Here is a 21,752-nt window from a genome sequence, read left to right as displayed (position 1 = left end):
CCCCCCCCCCCCCCCCCCCCCCCCCCCCCCCCCCCCCCCCCCCCCCCCCCCCCCCCCCCCCCCCCCCCCCCCCCCCCCCCCCCCCCCCCCCCCCCCCCCCCCCCCCCCCCCCCCCCCCCTCTTTTCATGCAGAAGACGGAATACGAGATCGCGCCTAGAGTCTCGTGGGCTCGGAGATGTGTATAAGAGACAGGCGCTGACTATTGCGGCCGACGTCACCTCGCCCGAGGCTGTTGCCGCGATGGCGACGCGCATCGCCGAAGAAGTCGGCCGGCTCGACGTCGTCGTCAACAACGCCTTCGCGCCCTATCGCTTCGATCCGGACAACCGCGCCCGCTTCTGGGAGACGCCCTGGGAAGCCTATGAGCAGCAATTCGAAGGCGCAGTGAAAGCGGCCTATACGGTGAGCCGCGCGATGCTGCCGCTGCTCCAGCGCCGCAGCGGCGCGGCCATCGTCAATCTCGCCAGCGATCTGGTGACGCGGCCGAGCATTCCCTATCACGACTACACCACCGCCAAGGCAGCCTTGGTGGGCTTCAGCCGCAATCTCGCGGCCGAGCTCGGCCCGCTCGGCATCCGCGTGAACTGCGTCGCGCCGGGATTGGTCTACCCGACGCAGGCGAGTGCGGACACGCCGGAGGACGTCCGCGAGATGCTGATCGCACAGACGCCCCTGCGCCGCATCGCGACGCCGGAGGATGTCGCGGGCCCCGTGCTGTTCCTCGCCGGCGACTGGAGCCGCTTCGTCACCGGCCAGCTCCTGCATGTCGATGGCGGGCTGGTGATGGCCTGAACAGGCCCCTCTCGATGTCTGGCCGGCCGCGGGCACGGATCGAGATCGGCCAACAGCCTTGCGACGCCCTGTCCGGCATAGCTTCCAGCCCGACTGAACCGTCATCGCGCGCCCAACGGAAAACCCCGCCGGCAGGGCCGGCGGGGCTGATGGCGGAGCGATGCTCGCGATGAACCGGATCAGACCAGATCGGCGCGATCGGCGTTCATCACCTTGGCCCAGGCCGCGACGAAGTCGTCGACGAATTTGCGGGCGTTGTCGTCCTGGGCATAGACCTCGGCATAGGCGCGCAGCACCGAGTTCGAACCGAAGACGAGGTCGACGCGGGTCGCGGTCCACTTCACCGCGCCGGTCTTGCGGTCGCGGATCTCATAGAGCCCACCAGCGGTCGGCACCCAGCTGTAGTGCATGTCGGTGAGGTTGACGAAGAAGTCGCTGGTCAGCGCGCCGACGCGGTCGGTGAACACGCCATGGCTGGTGCCGCCATGGTTGGTGCCGAGCACGCGCATGCCGCCGAGCAGCACCGTCATCTCCGCCGCCGTCAGGCCGAGCAACTGGGCACGGTCGAGCAGCATTTCCTCGCCGGTGACGACATAGGCTTCCTTCTGCCAATTGCGGAAACCGTCGGCGAGCGGCTCCAGCACCGCGAAGGACTCCACATCCGTCTGCTCAGCGGTGGCGTCACCGCGGCCCGGCGCGAAGGGCACGGTCACGTCGAAGCCCGCAGCCTTGGCCGCCTTCTCGACGCCGACATTGCCGGCGAGCACGATGACGTCGGCGACGCTCGCGCCGCTCGCCGCCGCGATCGGCTCGAGAACGGCGAGAACCTTCGCTAGGCGCGCCGGCTCGTTGCCGACCCAGTCCTTCTGCGGGGCGAGGCGGATGCGGGCGCCGTTGGCGCCGCCGCGCTTGTCCGAGCCACGGAAGGTGCGGGCGCTGTCCCAGGCGGTCGAGACCAGGTCGGCAATCGAGAGGCCGCTCTCGGCGATCTTCGCCTTGACGGCGGCAACGTCATAGCCGACGCGGCCGGCCGGAACCGGGTCCTGCCAGATCAGCTCCTCGGCCGGAACGTCCGGGCCGAAATAGCGCGACTTCGGGCCGAGATCGCGATGGGTCAGCTTGAACCAGGCGCGGGCGAAGGCATCCGAGAACGCGTCGAAATCGTTGAGGAAGCGCTCCGAGATCGCCCGGTAGGCCGGATCGACCTTCAGGGCCATGTCGGCATCGGTCATCATCGGGTTGTGGCGGATCGAGGCGTCCTCCACGTCGGCCGGCTTGTCCGCGTCGGCGATCGTGACCGGCTCGTATTGCCAGGCGCCGGCCGGCGACTTGCGCAGCTCCCAGTCATGGCCGAGCAGCATCTCGAAGAAGCCGTTGTCCCAGCGCGTGGGATGGGTGGTCCAGGCGCCCTCGATGCCGCTGACGACCTGGTCGCGGCCGATGCCGCGGCCCTTGCGGTTCATCCAGCCGAGGCCCTGGTCCTCGATCGAGCCGCCTTCCGGCGCCGGGCTGAGATTGGCCGCATCGCCATTGCCGTGGCTCTTGCCGATGGTGTGGCCGCCGGCGGTCAGGGCGACGGTTTCCTCGTCGTTCATCGCCATGCGCGCGAAGGTCTCGCGCATCATCGCGGCGGTCTTGAGCGGGTCCGGCTTGCCGTTGACGCCTTCCGGGTTGACGTAGATCAGGCCCATCTGGACGGCCGCCAGCGGGTTCGCCAGCGTCTTGGCATCGGAGACGTCGCCATAGCGGTTGTCACTCGGCGCCAGCCACTCCTTCTCCTCGCCCCAGTAGATGTCCTTCTCGGGGTGCCAGATATCCTCGCGGCCGAAGGCGAAGCCGAAGGTCTTCAGGCCGGCGACCTCATATGCGATCGTGCCGGCAAGCGCGATCAGATCGGCCCAGCTGACGCGGTTGCCGTATTTCTTCTTGATCGGCCAGAGCAGGCGGCGCGGCTTGTCGGTATTGGCATTGTCCGGCCAGGAGTTCAGCGGGGCGAAGCGCTGGTTGCCGGTGCCGGCGCCGCCGCGGCCGTCGGAGATGCGATAGGTGCCGGCGGCATGCCAGGTCATGCGGGCCATGGTGCCGACATAGCTGCCCCAATCGGCCGGCCACCAGTCCTGGCTGTCGGTCATCAGCGCGCGCAGGTCGTTCTTCAGCGCCGCGACGTCGAGCTTCTTCAGCTCCTCGCGATAATTGAAGGCCTTGCCCAGCGGATTGGTCTTGCTGTCGTGCTGATGGAGGATGTCGAGGTTCAGCGCATTCGGCCACCAGCTGGTGACGGAGCCCCCGGACTGGGTCATCCCGCCATGCATGACCGGGCATTTGCCGGCCGTCTTCACGTCACCACTGCTCATGATATCCCCCTTGGGAGCCTGCTGAATCGGGTCGTTTCCGGAAGACGTGACGCCTCGCGCTGGGAGGCGGCGCATGCCGCATCCGCCCCAGAAGGCAGACGCGGCACCGTTCCATTCGAATGGTTCTAGGGAAAAGCTTTGATAATGAGAACTTGAATTTTCAAATCAGGACGATAGTTTTTTCAAATGATATCGATCAAGCATCTCCGCTATTTCGCGGCCCTGGCGCAGCATCGCCATTTCGGCCGGGCGGCAGATGCCTGCGCCATCAGCCAGCCGGCTCTGTCGCTGCAGATCAAGGACTTGGAGGAGCTGCTCGGTGCGCAACTGGTCGAGCGCGATCGCCGGCAGATCCGCCTGACCGGCCTCGGAGAGGCCTTCGCCGGGAGGGCACAGACGATCCTGCGCTCGGTGGACGAGCTGGCCGATCTGGCGCGGGCTTCGAGTCCCTCGCTCGGCGGGCGGCTGCGCATCGGGATGATCCCGACGGTCGCGCCCTATCTCCTGCCCGCGGTGATCCGTCGGCTGGCAGAGCGGTTCCCGGCAGTCGACTTGCGCCCGCGCGAGGCGGTGACCGGAAAGCTCACGGAGGACCTGATCACCGGCGGCCTCGATGTCGCGGTGATGGCCTTGCCCGTATCGCAGCCGTTGTTGCAGGACCACCCGCTGTTCGAGGAGGAATTCGTGCTGGTCCGGCCTTTGGCCGACCGCGGCAAGCCGCCGCCGGGCGTCGAAAGCCTGCGCGCGATGCGCCTGCTCCTGCTCGAGGAGGGTCATTGCTTCCGCGATCAGGCCCTGGCCTTCTGCAACATCGCGCCTGGCCTGGCGCAGGACCCGATGGAGGGCAGCTCGCTGGCGACGCTGGTGCGCATGGTCGGCGCCGGCATGGGCGTGACGCTGATCCCGGAAATGGCGGTCGGAGCGGAAACCTCCGCCGTCGAGGTTAGCATCGCCCGGCTCTCCGCCCCGCAGCCAAGGCGCAGCATCGGCCTGGTCTGGCGCAAGACGAACCCGCTGGCCGAGCATTTCATGCAGGTCGGCGAGATCGTCCGCCAGGAGCACGACATCCTGCGTCGTCTCGGCAAGGACGCAGGGCTACCGCGGTCCCCTGCCCGGGCGGAATCAGATCTCGCCGATGATCCCGCCGGTCACCCATAGGCCCAGCCAGCCGACCTGAACCGCCCCCAGGAACAGCGCGAGCCAGTGGCCGCCGCCCCATGTCGCAAATCTGCGGCCACATCACGAAAAAGCGGCCCGTTTCCGGGCCGCCGATTCAGGAAATAACGGATCGTGACGATCGCTTACCGATAGACCGGCGGGCCACCGTAGCCCGGCGTCCCCATGTACTGGCGACCACCGCGCGGACCGTAATAGCCGCCGCCGCGAGGGCCATAGTAGCCGCGGCGCGGGCCGTAATAGCCGCCGCGCGGGCCATAGCCGCCACGCCCGTAGCGCTGCTGGCGCTGCGTCTCGCGTATGATCATGTGGCGCCGCTCGGCGGCGGCCGACCAGGTATATTCCGCGGCCTGCTTGTCCAGGCGCTGGGCCATCGAGGCCGGCAGTTCTTCCGCCGCGCTTGCCGGGGCAGCCAGCGCGATACCGACGCCAAGCGCGGCAAGCATGAGAAATTTTCGCATCGTCTTCTCCTTCAACTGACAGCATTAAACGCGCGAAAGAGCGAACGGTTCATGAACCGGGCTGTCGGCTTGCGTTCATCAAGCTGAGATTGCCGCGCGATTGCGGGGCTGCAGCCGAATTGCGACATGCGCCGAAGCCGTTCGACGCCCCAATTGCGGCGCTAAGGGCTTGCCGTCTGCCGGTCGCCGGGCGTGAATGCAGGCGACAGAAGCAGAGCGTCCCTTATCCATCGAGAGGCGGACATGCCGAAAATCGACATCGCGGCGGTCACAGAGCGCATCGGGGTCGGCTACCCCGAGCCCTTCGCCGCACTCAGCGCGCATCGTTCACGCCGGCGCCTGGGCGATGCCGGCGGGCTGACCGAGTTCGGCGTCAATCTCACGCGCCTGCCCGCGGGGGAGTCGTCGAGCCAGCGCCATTGGCACTCCCACGAGGACGAGTTCGTGTATGTGCTGGAAGGCGAGCTCGTCCTCGTCGAGGATGATGGAGAGACGACGCTCCGCGCCGGCGATGCGGCCGCGTTTCCAAAGGGAACCGGAAACGGCCACCACATGATCAACCGCTCGCAACAAGATGCGATTTACCTCGAGATCGGTTCGCGGCATCCCGGCGACGTCACGACCTGCTCCGATGTGGATATGATGAGCACGAATGCCGACGGCCGATTCCTTCACAAGGACGGCACGCCTTACGTCTGAGAGCAGTCCGCTCTGGGTCGTAAGCAGCCGTATCCCGGTGTGCTATATGGGCGAGCCACTCTATGGTTCGTTGAGCCAGTAGTGCAGGTTCCTGCAAATGAAGTTCATTCGAGCTGTTCTCGCTGCCGCTATCTTTATGAGCGGGCCGTCGACCGCGCAGACACTCGACCCAGAAGATCCGTTTCGCGTTCGGCAGGCGAAGTTCATCACGGTTTCATCGCACTTTGGCGATGGGAGGATCGAGGAACGTCCGGGCGTCCGTCTTGTCGTTCAATCCCAGTGGGCTCATTCGGAAGCTGACAGGACGGCGTTCATTGAACTCGTGATTGCAGATCCAGGAAAGTTCACGAGCGACAGCGCCATCGTCCAGACCATCGCAAATGCCGAAATGTTGCTGCTCGTCGTGGATTTCTACAAAGTCGGTCAAGCAGGTGTTGTGCAGAAAATCCTATACTTCAAGGACACTCGCCGGCGCGGATGGGAACGGCAGGTGCCCATTGAACAAACTCCATGACTGATAAGGGCGAATGCCGACCCTGGTCGCTGGGAGCCTCAACGTCAGGCGCCGCTCAAAATGATCCAAGCCCCGATAATGACAAAGGCGGGGATCAGCACGAACAGGCGAGTGACCAATTGCTGGTGCAGTTTCTCCGGCGGCACCGGGAAGACGCTCCTGACGCCATCCCAGAAACGACCTGGTCCCCAGAGTATTCCAGCGGCGAGAAAACCGCCCAAATAGGCGAGGATGGCGCCAAGTATTGCCGTCGATTTCGGCATCTCGCTCTCCCGCCCGGATTGCCACAGGCTCGACGCCGCCAATCCTCGTCTGCTTCCGCCGGGGCCATCATCCTGCACTTTTCAAACGACCGCTAAGGGTCGGATGCCGACCTTGCATTCAGGGATCAGCGTGCCGTCGTATTAGCGCTTCCAGAGTTGGGATGTCTTCCTCGACGGCTTCGTCGCCTCGAAATCTCGAATACTCGACGTGCCCATCCTCAAAGACGTCGATTTCAACTCGCTCTCCCACCACGGTCGCCGTGATCATGATGCTGTCATCGCGATGACGATCTAGCCGGAAGTGGATTTTCGCCTCCTCGAGGAGGCCGATCATTCGATAGAGTTCATGGCTCATGGCTGTGCCCAGGCAATTATCGGCGCAACAAAACAGAACGCCGGCCAGTCGGCAACGGGTCCTTTGGGGAGGTCAGCCGCCCCCGCCAATTCCCGCTCAATCGCTGTAAAATGCAAAAGATCACGCCAAAAGGTGCAAAAGATCGCGCCGGGCTAAAGCGGCGCGCTACCGCGACAGGTGTCTTGATTCATTCCGGCTGCACCGGATGTTTTGGCTGGGGCGGGAGGATACCCAGCCAGTTTCGAGGCACCAGATTTATCAGGCGGTTACAGCTGCCCTGATGGAAAATGGGAAGGGTTTTGTAGCAAACGAATGTAGCAAACGTGGCAGGAGCTGTCTCTTCGCGCCGCTGGCGTTCAGCGCCGGTTGAGCTCGTAAACCGCCGAAAGCGTCATGCCGACTGTTTCCTTATCAACGTGCCCCGAGTTCGGGATTGTCGCCTCGTCGAACCGCAGCGTACCCTTCTCTGGGAGGTATTCGACATCCCAGACGAACGCTTCCTTGTGGAAGGGGCCGTGGCATTGCAACGTTTGAAGCCCCGAGCTGAGATCGGCGTTGTCGAAGGTGCAGGACCATTTGCTGGTTTTTGCCCATAGATAGAACGGCCTGATGTCGCCGAGCACGACCTGACCGCCCGGCGTGGTCACTTCGACCTTCGTCGTGACCGGGAAATCCATCTGGCGCCATTTGATGCGCGGCGCCTGGGCAACGGAAGAGGTAGCTGCCAGGCAGGCAGCGAGGATGAGGGGCAAGCGCATGATCGAGCCTCGCGTTGACGGTTGTTGGTGATGAACAGGAACTTGCCGGGCTCAGTCAGTCGTAGAGCACGGCGACGACCTCGGTGAACGGTTTTCCCTTCCACGCATTGCTGTTCATGCTGGCGAGGCTGAAGCTGCGTCCATTAGGATTGATGGTCCATTGGATTTCGACCGGCTCGCCGACTGACCAGTAGGCATCATCGGCCCAAGCCTCGACGGCCTCGCGCATCAAAGTGAAGTTCGCCACCATCACATCGCAGGTCGCGGGCTTTCCGGGTGGCTGCTCACAGCCATGCTTGTCCCAAAGAGGCTGGAGGCGGTTCTTCGCCTTCAGATAGGCGAGCGCGGTCTCGTAGTGGGGAAGAAGCCCTTCATAACTGCCGTATCGGACGTTCAGATCGGGGTCCGCTGCGGTCTCTCTGACCGGCCGCATCATACGATCGACGGCGTTGGCATGCAGGCTGGCGTTGATCTTGCCGGTGAAGCTGACGACCATGGCGCCCTTGTCGGTGGTGAAGCTCTGCCACTTCGCGTCGTCGAAGCTGGCGGCGAGGGCCTGGCCAATCGTCGTGCTGGGATAGCCGGTCATGTAGCCGCTGCGGACCATCGCTTCGTCATCGCTCCAGGTGATGACATGCGGGAGGACCGCGGCGGCGATCACCACTGCGATGGCGCCAATCGGCGCGATCCAATTGACGCCGCCGCTCTCGCGGGCCCGCTCCAGCGCTGCGGCCTGGTCCGGCTCCTTGCTGATCACCGCCCAGCGTTTGCGGGCGGCATCGCAATACCAGGCGTTGCCATAGAGCGCCGCGACGATACAGAGCCCGAGATAGCCGAACATGAAGCCGCGCGAGACATAGGTTGGCACGCTCTCAGGCAGCAGCACATAGGCAAGCTGAACCACAAGCGCGATCGCGCCGAGCACATAGAGCTTGCGGTAGAGCAGCCAGGCGTAGGGAATGAAAAGCGCGGGCCAATTCCACGACGTCACGCTCGCGATCTTCGCCGGATCGCCATTGGCCTTGGCCAGGATGGTGCGCCACTTGCCAAGGTAGTGCTCCTGCTTCCTGCCTATCAGCGCCTTGGTCAGCTCGCTGTCGAGGAAGGCATCCGTCTGGATAGATTGCTCCGGCTTGGGCGGAAGCGACGGCGGCTCGCCTGACGGCAGCGGCGTCGGGCTGGCCCCCTGCGGCGGAGCGAGCTCAGTATCGCCGAGACGCTTCCACTTGCTGCCGAAGGCTGCTGTCCAGACTAGGTTGGCGACGCCGATCGTCCCATTCGCCAGCATCGCCTTGAGTTCGTCCGCCGTGATCGGCCCGCTGCGCTCGCCATTGTTCTCGTAGTACCAGTCGCTCACATCGTTTGCCTTCGTCGCCGAATCTCATCCAGCGGAGGCGAGCGAAAACGACCGCACATGAGTGCGGCGCCATGGCTACGCTTTGCGAACTCCCCCGCTTCCTCGGTGCAATTCACGCAAGCACGCAGTTTCTTTCGTGCGCCACCGAATTGTGTTGAATATATTCGATGGTTTACCGCACGGCAAGTTGCTCGCCTCGCGCCCATGGATGCGCGGACCCGAGTGGCATGGAATCTACGGCGGATCAGGGTGGAGCGGGGCCTCTCGCAGGAAAGCCTGGCCGTCGATGCCAACGTCGACCGTAGCTATATCAGCGGTATGGAGCGGCAGGAGTTCAATCCGACGGTTGACCTCCTCGATCGCCTTGCCGAAGCGCTTGGTATTGATGTCAGCACCTTGCTGATTGCGCCGCAGGACGGAGATATGCCGCCAAAACCGATGAAGAGCGGGCGACGCCCAAAATAACCTTTCAGGCGGCGAAAGCCGCTGCATTCGGGACTTTGCAACACTGGGTAGTCAACCCGCCGCTCGACTGAGGCAGCGCTTGCGCTTCCATAATCGGATCAGATCTGGACTATGGAATTGTAAGGGGAGCGCTCTGGAAATCCACTCTCAAAAGCCAGCCGATCCCAATAGCTTAGAGAGCATCTCGGTACTGGTGGTTTGGAATCGCGGAGGCTCGATCTAGTCGCCACGGCAGGCGGCAGCCTTGCGTCTAAGTTCCATCGGTCAACGGCAATAGCAGCGATTCAGTTTTGGCATGACGGAATGTCACCGAGCGACGCTGTGAATGACAGCTCTGTTCTACTTCCGTCCAACCCCGCCTAGGTTATTTTGGGACTATGGTCACTGCGACAGAGATTGCTCGTTGGGCAGGTACGACGCCGGCACAGGCAGATTTGCCGCGGCTCATCCGACGATTGATCCACAGCGCCGCAACGACGACCGGACTCGCCATGCCCGCCGGAGATTCGGTGATACTTCCGGGCTTTGATGGCGAATTGCACAGCGAACTCGGCAACGCCTGGGTGCCCGCCGGCCATTCTTGCTGGGAGCTGAGTTGTCGGGCCGATGTGGCCGCGAAAGCCAATGAGGATTATGCGAAGCGTAGCGCCGGATCCTCGCCGGACCTTCGAGGAACCCGAACCTATGTAGCGCTCACGGCGCGTCGTTGGGCGGGGAAGGCGCGCTGGCGGGATGAAAAGATCGCCAAGGGCGCCTGGAAGGATGTGCGCGCCTATGACGCTGACGATCTCGAACAATGGCTTGAGCAGGCGCCTGCCGTGCGGCTCGCCTTCGGGGAAGAGCTTGGCCTTTCGGGCGCTGGAGTCGAAAGCCTGGGCGCCTATCTCGAAAAATGGGGCGCGCAATGCATGCCCCGGATCACGCCATCAGCGCTGCTGACTGGACGTGTCGACCAGGCCACGAACCTGATCGAACGGGTCGGGCGAGTCCGGGAGGGGACGGCATCCGAGCCGCTGGCGATCAAGGCCGACAGTGTCGAGGAAGCGGCCGCGTTTGCGGCAGCCGCGATGCTCGAGCAACCAGAGCTGGCTAACGTCGCCGTCGTTGTGACAAGTGTCGAAGGCTGGCGCTTTGTCGAGATGAACGACGCCATCGGTGTCGCAGTGGCCGCTACACCTGTAATCGCTGAGGCCCCATCGGTGCGCGATCGGTTGGCGGTGGTGGTTCCGTACGCGTCTGGCGACATGGCCCGCCAGTTCAGAGGCCTTGCCGGAAAGCTCAACGACGCGGAGCTGTTACTCGAACGGGCATTGCCCTCTGAATTCGAGAAGGCTCTTCAGATCATCGGCCTTGACGAAAACGACACTAGGCGGCTTTCGACTTTATGTGGCCGTTCCTGGTCGGTGTTCCGCCGCCAGCATGCCGTGAATCCTTCGATCCGCCGGCCGGCCTGGCTCGACCATCCCGCCGCCGATGCCTTAGCAACTGTTTGCGTGGTCGGCGGTTGGTCAACGGGAAGGGACGCCGACACCGATATCGTCGCACGCATCAGCGGTCGCGACTATCCCCAACTCGAAGCCGATCTTCTCGCGCTGGAGCGCCTCGACGATTCACCGCTGCTACATATCGGCACGGTGTGGAAGGCGAAGTCGGCGCTCGAACTGCTCGCGATATTCGGGGAGCGGATCACACCAGCGCAACTCCAACGCTATTTTGCCGAACTGGAAGCGGTCCTCGCGGCGCCGGACCCTCAGCTCGAACTGGCGGAGGAAGAACGTTACGCCGCTGCAATCCATGGCAAGGTGCGGCCGATTAGCGGGCTTCTCCTAGATTCGCTGTGCGATACCCTGATTAAATTGGCCGTACGCGGCATAGATGTCCCGGCGCTCGCCGCGAACAATATTCAAGGGCGCGTCGATCAGCTTGTTCGCACGCTGTTGCGCGGCGGTGACCGTGTTCGTTGGCTGTCGCTTGCCAGTCAGCTCCCGGCGCTGGCCGAGGCCAGCCCGCACGAGTTCCTAACTGCCGTCGAAGCCGGTATCGCCCAACCCACCGGCGGAGCACGTGCCGTTTTTCTAGAAACGGCCGGATCGGGCTTCGGCAGCCGGTGCTGGCACGCCGGCATGCTGTGGGCACTGGAAGCGCTGGCCTGGGCTCCTAATCGGTTGCGGCGGGTCTCACTGATCCTCGCCAAACTCTGCGCTGTCGAGATCCAGGGCAATTGGGGGAACAATCCTAAGAGCTCGCTCCTGAGCCTCTATCGGTCCTGGTTTCCGCAGACCGCGGCCACCGTTGAAGAGCGTATCGGCGCGATCGACTATCTCATTCAGCAGGTGCCTGAGGCGGCCTTTACGCTGCTCGACGGTCTGACCGGTTCAGGGCCTGACTTCACCAGCCATACCGCACGGCCCAAATGGCGCGACGACGATGCCGGAGCAGGCTATGGCGCGACTGGTCTGGAGCGCCACACGATGGGCGTCGCCGCGATTGATCGCCAGATTGAGATGTCGCGCGGATATGCCTTTAGGATCGCACAACTGATTCCGAAATATGCGATCCTCGATGCTTCTCGACAGCATCGCATTATCGAGTTGCTATCCGAATGCGCCACGCTGAGCGATACGGACAAGGAAGCATTGCGGGGGGCACTGCGTCGCAAGCTCCACTGGCACCGCAACTATGATGAGCTTGGCGAAGAAGCGCTCAGCGCTTTGCTCGACCCACTGGAAGCCGCTTATGTCGCGCTCGAGCCGGCCGATCACATCGTCAGGCACGCTTGGCTCTTTAAGAATGGTTGGGTCGAACTTCCGGTTCGCTCATGCGGCGAAGCGAATGCTGCTGGCGAGCGGCAAGGTACGATTGCTGCCCGCTGCGCGCTGAAGGATATTTTCGAAACGAACGGCTGGCCAGGCATCCTCGAGCTTGCCGAGGTGCACGGCGATGCCTGGACTATCGGGTGTCATCTTCCTCATCTCGGCGTGCCGGGTGACAAGCTGTGTCGTTGGATCGTTGAGCAGGCCGGAAACCTCAATCGCGGCGAGGTGGGCACCACGCTGGCTGCTGCCATTATCTGTTGCACGCCGTCCGACCAGCGCGAGGCAGCACTAGATACGATCTTCGCCGCGGCGCCAGCCAATGACCGGTCGGCCGACTGGCTCGCCCGGTTGCTCGTGCTGTGCCCGCACGATCCTGCGATCTGGCGTCGCGCGCAAGAGATCGGGCAGGCCGAGTACTATTGGTCGAACTGCACGAGCAACCTGTGGCTCGACGACCCGGCTGACATGGAGCGCGCGCTGCGCAAGCTGGTGGATCATGGGCGGCCGGTGTCGGCGCTGAATGCATGCCACACAAAATTCTCGACGTATGATCCCGAGCTGATCATGGCGATGCTCGAAGGCGTGCTGAAAGGGCATGAGGTCGATCTGGGCCAAATGCCGCAAAGCTATGTGTTCCAGCATGCGATTGACTTCATCGAGGAGGCCGGAACCATCGACGAACTGCGACTCGTGCGGCTCGAGTTCGCGCTTATCAGAGCGTTCGGTTTCGAAGGCGAGCATCACGCCAGAACCCTTTATCGTGTCCTGATGGCGAAGCCTGAGATCTTCGTCGAACTGCTGTGCCTCGTCTACAAGCCTCGCAACGGGCCGCCTCGCGAGGTCGATGAGGCGCACAAAGGCGCCGCTGAGAACGCCTGGCACATTCTGCATGCCTGTCGGCGGCAGCCGGGGACAACTCCGAATGGACCCATCGATGCCGATCAGGCAACCCGCTTTGTGGAGGAGGCTCGGCGCCTGGCAACGGAGCACGATCGGCTAACGGTTTGCGATATCACGCTCGGTGAAGTTCTTGCTTATGCGCCGGACGGTGCGGATGGGATCTGGCCCGGGGAGAGTGCGCGGTCGTTGCTAGAGGGCTTTTCGTCGGAGGAAATGCTGAGCGGCTTCTATACTGGCAGCATCAATAAGCGGGGAATGTCCTCGCGGGGCGCCTATGAGGGCGGCGACCAGGAGCGGAAGCTCGCCGGCTATTTTCGCACCCACGCACTCGCGCTCGAAGCGACGCATCCGCAACTGGCCGCTACGCTCCACGAGCTTGCAAAATCCTATGACCGGGACGGCCTCTCCGAGGATCTCAGTGCGAAGCTTCGGATTGAGGGACGATAGGAAATGCTGGCCAAGCCGGAATTAGCCGAGCTTCTCTATCAAGGCTTGAGCCCAAGCTGTTGCAATGCCCCCTCAGAAACAACGCGTTCACGTTGCGGTGCTACTAAAAGTCGGTGGCGTTTGCTCGCTTCTAAGTCGTCCCTATTTGAAAGTTCTCTGCCTTGTCCTTGCGCTTCTCGGATCATGGCCCGGAATTCCCTTCTGCGCTCGTCGACGCACTGATAGCCGGCGAAGTCGTATTTCTGTGCGGTACCGGCATTAGCGCGCCGCAGCTTCCCGACTTCAAATCGCTGGTAGACCAAACCTATGCGCGACTAGGCGTCGACATGGATGCCTCCGAGCAGCGCTCCTATGCCGGTCAGCGTTTCGAGGAAGTGCTGGGCGCCCTTGGCCGCCGCCTCGCCGACCCCGCGGCAATGGTCCGCGTTGCCTCCAAGCTGCTCGCGGTGCCCGCCGCGCCCCGCCTAGACCAACATCGAACGGTGCTACGGCTCTCGCGCGACATCAGCAACCGCGTCCTCGCCGTCACCACGAATTTCGACACGCTGCTCGAGCGAGCACTGGGGCAGCCGGCTGAGTTGGTCCGGCCGCAGAGCTTCGCCGGCCAATCGCTGCCTACACCGGGCGGCGCGGGTTTCGCAGGCATCATCCATATCCATGGGCGGCTGCTCGATCCGACGCTCGACCTTGATGCGACGCCGCTCGTACTTACTAGCGCCGACTATGGCGACGCCTACATGCGTTCGGGCTGGGCCTCGCGCTTCCTATTCGACCTCGCCCGCTGCAAGACCATCATCCTCATCGGCTACAGCGCCAATGACGCGCCGGTGCGCTACTTCCTCAATGTGCTGGAATCTGATCGCGCACGCTTTCCAGACCTCCGCCCGGTCTATGCCTTCGACGCGTATGAGCGTGATCCGATTGAGGCCGAGGCTGGCTGGGGCACGTTGGCGGTCACGCCGCTCGCTTATTGCAAGTACAATTCGACGACAGGGGTTCCCGATCACTCACCACTATGGGGCGACCTTCATCAGCTCGCCGACGTCATCGAGCGTCCCAAACGGTCGCGCGAGGACCGAGCTCGGCAGATCTTCGCCGGCAACAGCAGTGCGCTCACCGCTCAGCAGCTGCGCGAACTCTCCTGGCTATTCACCGATCACAGTGATCTCTGGCCGGTCGCGGTCGACGTCATCACCAATCCGCGCTGGTTCCGCATACTCCAGGACAATAAGCTCTGGTCGACGCAGGATGCCTCTTGGGTGATCCCGGCCTGGATCGCGCGCAACTTCGAGGATCGCCAGCGCTTCTTGACCGCGGTCGAATGGCACGCGATTCTCGGCCGCGACTTCCTCTCGCGTCTCGACCAGCGGTTACGCCAAAGCCCACCCGCATCGCCTTTCTGGCTCAAGGCTTGGCGTATCCTGCTCTCTACCAGTTTGGGCGAGCGCGCCGGAGCTGGTGAGTTTGACGAGAATGCCTACGCCCTCAAGCAGAAGCTCGAATCCGGCCTAATCCTCGATGGTGAGCTCGCCCAGGCGGTGGCGCTGGTGGCGCCGGTACTGATTGCGCGTCCGCCGCGGCGTCTAGATGTCGAGGGTGAGGAGGACGAGGTGGCCGAGCCGGAGGCTGCCGAACCGCGCCTTTCGAGCCTCACCACGCTCGATCTCCATGTGGTTGATGAATATAGCGCGACCGAGATCATCGAGGCGCTGAATGCGCTCGATGGCCACGCCGTGCGTATCTTCGAGCTCGGCAACGAGGCGCTGCGCTCCTCGCTTCAGCAATCAGTCGACCTCGGAATGATCGTAGACGATTACGACACGAGCGACTTCAGCGTCCCCTCGGTCGAGGATCACAGCCAGAACGAGCATCATAACGGCGTGCTCTTCCTGGTGCGCACGATCGTGAACGCCTTTGCCAAGGCGGTCGCCATCGATCGCGACCGGGTCCGTGCGCACGCCGCGCAGTGGCGGACATGGCCCGGGCGAATGGGCGCACGATTGCTCCTCCATGCCATGCGCGACTTCGCAACCTTCTCGGCGAACGAAGCGCTACAGCTGCTGCTCGACCTTGAGGAGGCCGATTTCTGGATCATCCGTCGCGAGTTCGCATTGGTGCTGCGCGATCGGGCTTCGCAGGCCACGCCCGAGCTGCTTGAGGCGGTTGAGATCCGGATCCGGACCAGCGGCAACGCCTATTATGCGCGTTATCCCCTGGAGGAGGGCCAGGTCGACTGGCGCGCCCACGCCCGCGACAGCGTGGTCTGGCTGCGCCTCAAGATGCTCGAAGCCGCCGGGGTCCTTTCAAAGGTGGGGCGCGACGAGCTCGATGCGATCGTGGCGCGCAGGTCCCATCTGGACCGCGCAGTCGAGGATCGCGACTTCTTCGGGTCCTATAGCTATGGCGTGCGCTCTGTCGTCGGCGACAGTACCCCAATCGTCGAGGCCGCTCCCGATGATCGCCTCAAGATCGCCGAAGAGCTCCGCCAGAGTTCGAACATTGACCAGCAGATGGGGTGGAGCAGCTATTGCCGCTCGGATCCCAAGGGGGCGCTCCAAGCGCTAGCCGCTGCCGAGCTGACCGTACCCAACATCGCTTTGTGGGGCGATCTCTTGGCCGCACTAGCGTTCCGCAACGATGAAAAGGAAACGCCTTTGCGCGACCAACTCACGGTCGACGCACTTGCACATCTCGAAGCGCTGAATACTAAGGCATTGGAGCCGATCGCAGCTAGAGTGGTCGACCTGCTAATGTTCGGTCCGCGGCGCCGTATCACCAAACTCGAAGACTGGTTCGACCGGCTGTGGTCGGCGATCCGGCTCGCCGACTATGAGATCCATTTCGAGAAAAACCTCTACGAGGCCGCGATCAACCGCGCCGCCGGCCGGTTCGCCCAAGTCCAGCTCCAGGAGCTCGATCACACGCGCAAGACCGCGGGGCCGCACGAGGCGCGCCAGCGCGCCCGCCTCGCCCTGGTCGCGGCCGACGACAGCCAAGCCGGCATCATCGCGCGCGCGGTGCTCATCCACGACTTCGCCTTTTTGCTCCTTGTCGATGCCCAGCTGGTCGAGACGCATCTCCTACCGCGCTTGATTGCGGAGACGGACGAGGCGCGAGAATTGCGCTCGGTTCTTGTCTCGAACAGCAACATTACGCCTGAAGTCACTAAGGTGGCGCCCAAAGCTGTGCTGCGCGGCATTGTCGAGGCTCGGACTGGTTCGGGTTCTGCCGCGCAGATCGCATCCGGTATTTTGCGACCAGCGCTCGCCTCGGTGTGCGGCGACCATCCCGACCGGTGGGGCATCGGCGAAGCCGATGTTAGCCGCGCCCTACGCGAGGCCCCGCTCAAGATTCGTACCGGAACGCTCGATGTCTTGGTTCGCTGGATGCACAACGATGATGCTGGCGCCGAGGAGGCTTGGGAGAGAATGGTCGCGCCCTTCTTCGACCGAGTATGGCCAAAGGAACGCCGCTATGTTGATGACGCGCTTAACCACAACCTAATGGCGCTTGCGGTCAGCTCGGGGAAGCACTTCCCAGACGCTCTGGCGAAGCTGCGACCCTATTTCAGTCCCTATGCTCGCGAGCGAGCCAGCGTTTATCCGATTAAGCAGAGCAAGGCCCCTGAGGCGTACCCGCACCATGTGCTCGATCTCCTCTGGCTGATTTTCGGCCCCACCAGCGGCATCAACTACGACCTGGGCAATATTTTGGATCGCCTCGTGGCCGCAGATCCCGAAATTGAGGTCGATCGCCGCTATCAGTCGCTCGAACAGCGAACCATTCGTTTCCGCTGATCCTGTCTGTAGGTGCCTTGCTCATCGAGTCAGGCAGCTATGGCTTCTCGCAGAGACGATATCAGGTCAGCGGGCACCGAGAGTCTACCCGTGGCGCGCCGCGGCCTCGAGCATTGGCCTGCCGAATGACTAGAGGCGGCTCGATAGCCGATTCAGGGTCGTCATCAAGCGAGTATTGAGCATTTGCCAGTCCCGCAATCTTCAATGAAGAACGCCATCGGCACGCTCGAAAGGTGCCGTTCCGAGCTCGACATCAAAAGCAGGCGGTTGATCGTGTTGTCCTGAATGCCTCCGGGCGGCAAAACGCAGGATACGCGGCCCTCTTTTGCGACGACGCCTGACTTCTTAATAACGGCTTGGGCTGCCGCATGTATCTTGGGGAACCGGCCAGCAAACTGCGCTTCCCGGTTTGGCTTTTGTCCACGTTCCTCCAGGTGAGACAGATAGCCAAATAGGTCCCGGAACAAATCCGGATATCCCCCGCAGGTCTTCGTCAATGCGTGGTCGGCGACATCCATGACGTCCTGCGGGAACGCGAATTTTGTAGCCTCCATCTGTTCCGAAAACCGGGCAAGTCCGGGCGTCGCAGTTACCCCCCGGCTGCGGATGGCGCTCTTCACTTCACTCCAGCGGAAAGGGCTGTCGGTAACGATGCAGGCACCTGTCGCCTGGGCCAGGTACATGGTTATCTCGAAATTTGGCGCGAGCTTGAACATGCTCATCTGCCCGCCTTCTTCGCCCTCCAATGAACCGTCCTGAAGCACAGCCAGAGGGTCGAGCTCTCGCTTGCGCTCGGCGAAGCGCATTGTGGCCTCAACTTCGTCGTCGCTCATTCCAGGATTGAGTTTGCGGAGTTGCCTGCGCAGCGCATCCGGGGGCATCAGCATCATGCTGCGCAGGGCATCCGCCTCCATGTGCTTCTTCAGCCGTGGCTCTTTATCCGGATCCAACCGCATAAGGGTCGCTCGCGCTCCCGCCATGCTCAACATTTGCTCGCGGAGATGAAAATCGAAATCACAAGGATCGGGGATGAGATTGACCAAGCCGAGTTGCACGAGCGGCATGATCGTCATGAAGAACATGACGCTTTTCAGAAAGTCCTGCCTATAGCTCCTCGGATTATCGGTAGGTCGGTACTTCTTCGCTATGACTCCCGAGTGGATGAACGGGTGCGCGACAATCATCTCGCCGAAATATAGCGGAGCCGCCAACGCGAAGTCGACGATTGATGAAGGGTGGATTGAGCCCGTGTAGACCGCGCGAGGGACGCCGTCCGGCTTCGGTAACAGCGCGAGCAAATCGGTCTCCAGCGGCCAAAGGGCCTCGTAAAGGAAATAAATGTTCTTGATCTTCTCATCGGTGAGTTCGCGCCGGATTTGAATCCAGTCCTTCTCCCCGCCGAGCCCCAGGATCCGTACGATCCCGTTTTGCAGCATGATGTTCCGCTCCCGGATGCTGCGCTCATTCCAAGAGGGGCGCAGCACTTGGGGTTTGGCCTGACAACACGCCTTGAAGAAATTTCCCGATCCGCACCCGCAGACGTCTCCCGGGCGCAGCTGCTGCTTCGGCGCTGCCTTGATCAGGAAGTCACGCGGCTTCTCGGTCCTGCCAAATTCATCCTGATATTGGACATGTCCACTCTCGTACTTCGCGAACATCTCGCCACCGAAGTGGAAAAGCTCGTTCTTTGGGGGCAGAAACGTTTTCCTTAGTTCGGCCCAAGGCTGCGAGATCGCCTTTTCTGGGTACAACCAATCCTTGCGGCCGCCGCCGATGTAGCGCCGCGCACGCGACTTCAGAACAAAGTTGAACTGCGTGACCTCCTCCGCGGTCAGCTTCCTGGTGCGAATGAACGCGTCGATCCGGGTCATAGACTGCCGGTAATTTCGCGCGAAGGTCCGCTTTTCGAGTGGGCCAGTGCTCGGATCCTTTGCGTACTCCAAGTTCGATAGGATCAGGCACAGGTCGCGGTTCAGCGGGAAAATCGTTTGAGACGCCCTCAGTGCAATGCCGGGATCGAGCGGATACGCGCCCATCGCGTGCGTTGGGGGAATGGCATGGTTGTAGATCGTCACCGGGTGGTCGCTGAAGATGAACTTCACGTCGGAGTTTTCAGCGGAGACAATTTCGCGCACGCCGCCGACCCAAATCGTGCAGTGCATCATGCGGATACCCTGCATCTCGTACATCAACTCGTTCTGCGAGAGCTTGGGATACTGAGCTTTCAGCCAATCCAGGCCCTTTGGCGTTCGGATTTTCTGGATATCGAGGTACTCGAAAAACGTCTGAAAATGCTTGTGCCACTCGCCCACGTTGGTGCCAGTAAATGCTCGAATCGCCTGAGAGCCCCTACCGTCGATGTCACCGAAAAGGCGCCGCTCGATCTCGTCGTTGACCGACGTTCCAAAGAACGTCGAATACAGGTCCCTTTGAACGAACGCCTTTGAAGTCGGCGTATCGTTCCACGCACCGTTTTGGGTGATTACGCGCCCATCCGGCAGGATCTTGCGGTCCGGCGCCATATCCACAAAGGCAAGGGACGAGCGGCCTGGTTCGAAGAACCCTTCCTGGTACCATTGCGGGACGTAATGGTTGTTTCTTGTCTTGGACATCGCCACTCTTGCAATACCAGAAATCGATCGTGCCGATGCCTCTCCGGCATCTAGCTAATATCGCTACTGGAACTCACGGATGCTTTGGCGTCGGGCCGCCTCGAACTTCGGCGTCGGGGTTCAGTCAAGGTCGCAAGCAATTGTTCCGCCACTTCTGTAACCATCTCTGATGCTCCGATTTTCGTGCGCACCCTGCGAATGATCCGGCCCGACCGTACGAGGTCTGGCCGGAGAGGGTGACGCGCGTCAACGCGATACAGGCGAGAGCACCGAGCGTAAGCGCCCACGGCATCTGAATGCCCTGAATAAAGCTCTGCTAGAGCTGCTCGGCAATGAAGCGCGGGATCTTGCGTTCGTCGTCGCAGGTCTTGCAGTAGTTGCCGGTCTGCCCTCCGCAGGCGGGGCATTCGACCATCTGAAAATCCCGCATGTCGATCCGATCAATGTAACGTTGATCGAGCTCGCCTTCTCCATCGCAGGCGGGGCATGGGCGGCCACACCAGTCGCGGGCGCCCTCGCAAACGGGGCATTCAACGCGCTTGTAATCTCGCAAATCGATCTGATCGGTATAGCGCTGATCCATCTCGCGCTCGCCATCGCAGGCGGGGCATTGCTCCCCCCGAAATCGTCCTTTGCCTTCACAAACGGGACAATCGACGAGCGCATAGTCCCGTACGTCAATCCTGTCGCTCTGTTGACGCTCAAGTTTGCCTTCACCTCCACAGGCTTGGCAGTCCTGACCACGCAGCTTTCCTGAGCCATCGCAAACCGGGCAGTCGATCTCCTCCCACTCGCGGGTGTCGATTTGTTCGGCGTAGCGTCGTTCCAGATCACCATCGCCGCCGCAGGCGGGGCAGTCACGCCCCTTGAAGGTTCGCTTTCCGTCGCAGAGAGGACATTCAACCAGCGTGTAGCGGGCGAGGTCTACGGCATTCGCTTCGCTCTCCGTCAACTCTGCTTCGCCTCCGCAGGCTGGGCAGTCCTCACCCTTGTAATGACCGCTACCCGCGCAAAGGGGACAATTCACATAGCCCGCCCGCTGAGCGAATTCGGCCTTTACCGCTGTGGCAAGATGCAGGGTTGCCCCGATATCCTGCAGTTCAGTCGAGCTGTTGGCGAGGGCTTTGAACTCTGCCGACATGGACTCGAAAGCAGCAAAGTGCGAGTCCTCCTTGGAGGTAGGCGCCATTTTCGGCACCTGGGCCAAGGCCTCCTTCGCTAGCCTGATCACGGTGGAGACTTCGTCTGGAGTCTTGGCGGTCGCCAACTGCGAATTCAGGCTCTCGCAAGCCTTCAGCATGGTGAAGAGCTGCCCCGTCGCTTTGGCTTGCATTTGCCATAGCGCCCGCCGGTAATGCGTCAGCGCGTGTTTGAAGCTAGCGACGAATTCGGCGCTTTCGGCTTTGGGGCCGTAGGTGTGCTTATCGAATTTTGTGTGGTGATTGGCGCAAAGCCATATCAGGTTCTCGGGGTGATTGTTCTTCGTCGCTGCCACCGGGACAATGTGGGCAGCTTCGCAGGAGTCCGAGTGGGCGTGGCAGATGGCGCATTCGCCGCCGGCTTCGTCCTTGATCTCCCGCTTAATGCCTTCAGGCACTGGCGGCCGGGCGCCGTCCTTCGAGGGCCATGGAAGTTTCAGCCAGTCATTGAAGCCCTCGAGCTCGGTCCGCTCGAAGTAAATCTGCTCCTCCTCCTTTCGCGCTTTCAGCTTGCGGTCGGAGTCTTGCTTCGGCGCATAGCTCGTGAACCAACGAAGCAACTTAGGCGACATTCCAACAAGCGACGCTGCCTGAAACTCATCGAGCTCGCCGTGCCCTGGGGCGGTTGTGGAGGGGGTAGAAGCCTTCATGAAAGCTGAAACGAGAGGCTATAGGCGATCACGAAGAGGTCTCGCAAAATCACGATCAATGCACCGTGGTATACATCCGAAATTGGAGCAAGAGAACGGGCTCACCCAGTTGCCGACGATGATGCCAAGGGGTTCC

General features: G+C 62.2%; 16 protein-coding genes. 8 read left to right on the top strand and 8 right to left on the bottom strand.

Features of this window, described 5'->3' with window-relative positions; translation table 11 throughout:
* Window positions 1–186: hypothetical protein (locus JHD80_RS28635; protein ID WP_248311414.1), on the top strand; the 186-nt coding region annotated here is incomplete at its 5' end.
* Complete coding sequence (locus JHD80_RS06180) at window positions 179–793, top strand: SDR family oxidoreductase (protein ID WP_349237219.1); 615 nt, start codon at window positions 179–181, stop codon at window positions 791–793. The genes JHD80_RS28635 and JHD80_RS06180, both read left to right, overlap by 8 nt.
* Window positions 794–972: 179 nt before the next feature.
* Here the strand turns inward: JHD80_RS06180 and katG are convergent, their stop codons facing one another.
* Window positions 973–3,147 carry a catalase/peroxidase HPI gene (katG, locus tag JHD80_RS06175; protein ID WP_199085504.1) on the bottom strand — a complete coding sequence of 725 codons (2,175 nt, stop codon included), beginning with the start codon at window positions 3,145–3,147 and terminating at the stop codon, window positions 973–975.
* Window positions 3,148–3,333: 186 nt separating this feature from the next.
* Here katG and JHD80_RS06170 point away from each other — a divergent pair, with 186 nt between their 5' ends.
* Window positions 3,334–4,305, top strand: a complete 972-nt coding sequence (locus JHD80_RS06170; RefSeq protein ID WP_199085503.1) for a hydrogen peroxide-inducible genes activator — start codon at window positions 3,334–3,336, stop codon at window positions 4,303–4,305.
* 143 nt (window positions 4,306–4,448) lie between these two features.
* Here the strand turns inward: JHD80_RS06170 and JHD80_RS06165 are convergent, their stop codons facing one another.
* Window positions 4,449–4,784, bottom strand: a complete 336-nt coding sequence (locus tag JHD80_RS06165) for a hypothetical protein (RefSeq protein ID WP_199085502.1) — start codon at window positions 4,782–4,784, stop codon at window positions 4,449–4,451.
* A 243-nt stretch (window positions 4,785–5,027) separates the two neighbouring features.
* Between JHD80_RS06165 and JHD80_RS06160 the strand changes: the two genes are divergently transcribed.
* Both JHD80_RS06160 and JHD80_RS06155 read left to right on the top strand, forming a co-directional pair.
* Complete coding sequence (locus JHD80_RS06160) at window positions 5,028–5,483, top strand: cupin domain-containing protein (protein WP_199085501.1); 456 nt, start codon at window positions 5,028–5,030, stop codon at window positions 5,481–5,483.
* Between the two features lie 97 nt (window positions 5,484–5,580).
* Window positions 5,581–5,997, top strand: coding sequence for a hypothetical protein (locus JHD80_RS06155; protein WP_199085500.1), 417 nt, complete (start codon window positions 5,581–5,583; stop codon window positions 5,995–5,997).
* A gap of 44 nt (window positions 5,998–6,041) precedes the next feature.
* Here JHD80_RS06155 and JHD80_RS06150 read toward each other — a convergent pair whose 3' ends face one another.
* From JHD80_RS06150 to JHD80_RS06135, 4 genes are all read right to left on the bottom strand, one after another.
* A complete protein-coding gene (locus JHD80_RS06150; RefSeq protein ID WP_199085499.1) occupies window positions 6,042–6,260 on the bottom strand; it encodes a hypothetical protein in 219 nt (72 codons plus the stop codon).
* A 118-nt stretch (window positions 6,261–6,378) separates the two neighbouring features.
* Complete coding sequence (locus JHD80_RS06145; RefSeq protein WP_199085498.1) at window positions 6,379–6,615, bottom strand: hypothetical protein; 237 nt, start codon at window positions 6,613–6,615, stop codon at window positions 6,379–6,381.
* 356 nt (window positions 6,616–6,971) lie between these two features.
* On the bottom strand, window positions 6,972–7,373 hold the full coding sequence (locus JHD80_RS06140; RefSeq protein WP_199085497.1) for a hypothetical protein: 402 nt from the start codon (window positions 7,371–7,373) through the stop codon (window positions 6,972–6,974).
* Between the two features lie 55 nt (window positions 7,374–7,428).
* Window positions 7,429–8,730, bottom strand: coding sequence for a GYF domain-containing protein (locus JHD80_RS06135; protein WP_199085496.1), 1,302 nt, complete (start codon window positions 8,728–8,730; stop codon window positions 7,429–7,431).
* 204 nt (window positions 8,731–8,934) lie between these two features.
* Between JHD80_RS06135 and JHD80_RS06130 the strand changes: the two genes are divergently transcribed.
* The 3 genes from JHD80_RS06130 (at window position 8,935) to JHD80_RS06120 (ending at window position 17,155) form a co-directional block, all read left to right on the top strand.
* Window positions 8,935–9,195 (top strand): helix-turn-helix domain-containing protein, encoded by a 261-nt coding sequence (locus tag JHD80_RS06130; protein WP_199085508.1) that lies wholly within the window; start codon window positions 8,935–8,937, stop codon window positions 9,193–9,195.
* Between the two features lie 491 nt (window positions 9,196–9,686).
* On the top strand, window positions 9,687–13,358 hold the full coding sequence (locus tag JHD80_RS06125; protein ID WP_199085495.1) for a hypothetical protein: 3,672 nt from the start codon (window positions 9,687–9,689) through the stop codon (window positions 13,356–13,358).
* A gap of 161 nt (window positions 13,359–13,519) precedes the next feature.
* Complete coding sequence (locus JHD80_RS06120; protein WP_199085494.1) at window positions 13,520–17,155, top strand: SIR2 family protein; 3,636 nt, start codon at window positions 13,520–13,522, stop codon at window positions 17,153–17,155.
* Window positions 17,156–17,319: 164 nt separating this feature from the next.
* Here the strand turns inward: JHD80_RS06120 and JHD80_RS06115 are convergent, their stop codons facing one another.
* Complete coding sequence (locus JHD80_RS06115) at window positions 17,320–19,767, bottom strand: DUF4238 domain-containing protein (protein WP_199085493.1); 2,448 nt, start codon at window positions 19,765–19,767, stop codon at window positions 17,320–17,322.
* A 316-nt stretch (window positions 19,768–20,083) separates the two neighbouring features.
* Window positions 20,084–21,616: an HNH endonuclease signature motif containing protein gene (locus tag JHD80_RS06110; RefSeq protein ID WP_199085492.1), complete on the bottom strand. Its 1,533-nt coding sequence runs from the start codon at window positions 21,614–21,616 to the stop codon at window positions 20,084–20,086.
* Window positions 21,617–21,752 lie beyond the last annotated feature (136 nt).

The organism is Allobosea sp. ASV33 (assembly GCF_016428755.1).
In the GTDB taxonomy this organism is placed as follows: domain Bacteria; phylum Pseudomonadota; class Alphaproteobacteria; order Rhizobiales; family Beijerinckiaceae; genus Allobosea.
Note: the sequence above shows the minus strand (reverse complement) of the source record. Positions and strands in the feature narration are given on the sequence as shown.

Coding starts and splice junctions, on each gene's coding strand:
- JHD80_RS06130 (WP_199085508.1), top strand. CDS start 8,935: ATGGATGCGCGGACCCGAGTGGCATGGAATCTACGGCGGATCAGGGTG.
- JHD80_RS06170 (WP_199085503.1), top strand. CDS start 3,334: ATGATATCGATCAAGCATCTCCGCTATTTCGCGGCCCTGGCGCAGCAT.
- JHD80_RS06145 (WP_199085498.1), bottom strand. CDS start 6,615: ATGAGCCATGAACTCTATCGAATGATCGGCCTCCTCGAGGAGGCGAAA.
- JHD80_RS06155 (WP_199085500.1), top strand. CDS start 5,581: ATGAAGTTCATTCGAGCTGTTCTCGCTGCCGCTATCTTTATGAGCGGG.
- JHD80_RS06160 (WP_199085501.1), top strand. CDS start 5,028: ATGCCGAAAATCGACATCGCGGCGGTCACAGAGCGCATCGGGGTCGGC.
- JHD80_RS06140 (WP_199085497.1), bottom strand. CDS start 7,373: ATGCGCTTGCCCCTCATCCTCGCTGCCTGCCTGGCAGCTACCTCTTCC.
- JHD80_RS06110 (WP_199085492.1), bottom strand. CDS start 21,616: ATGAAGGCTTCTACCCCCTCCACAACCGCCCCAGGGCACGGCGAGCTC.
- JHD80_RS06165 (WP_199085502.1), bottom strand. CDS start 4,784: ATGCGAAAATTTCTCATGCTTGCCGCGCTTGGCGTCGGTATCGCGCTG.
- JHD80_RS06125 (WP_199085495.1), top strand. CDS start 9,687: ATGCCCGCCGGAGATTCGGTGATACTTCCGGGCTTTGATGGCGAATTG.
- JHD80_RS06115 (WP_199085493.1), bottom strand. CDS start 19,767: ATGTCCAAGACAAGAAACAACCATTACGTCCCGCAATGGTACCAGGAA.
- JHD80_RS06150 (WP_199085499.1), bottom strand. CDS start 6,260: ATGCCGAAATCGACGGCAATACTTGGCGCCATCCTCGCCTATTTGGGC.
- katG (WP_199085504.1), bottom strand. CDS start 3,147: ATGAGCAGTGGTGACGTGAAGACGGCCGGCAAATGCCCGGTCATGCAT.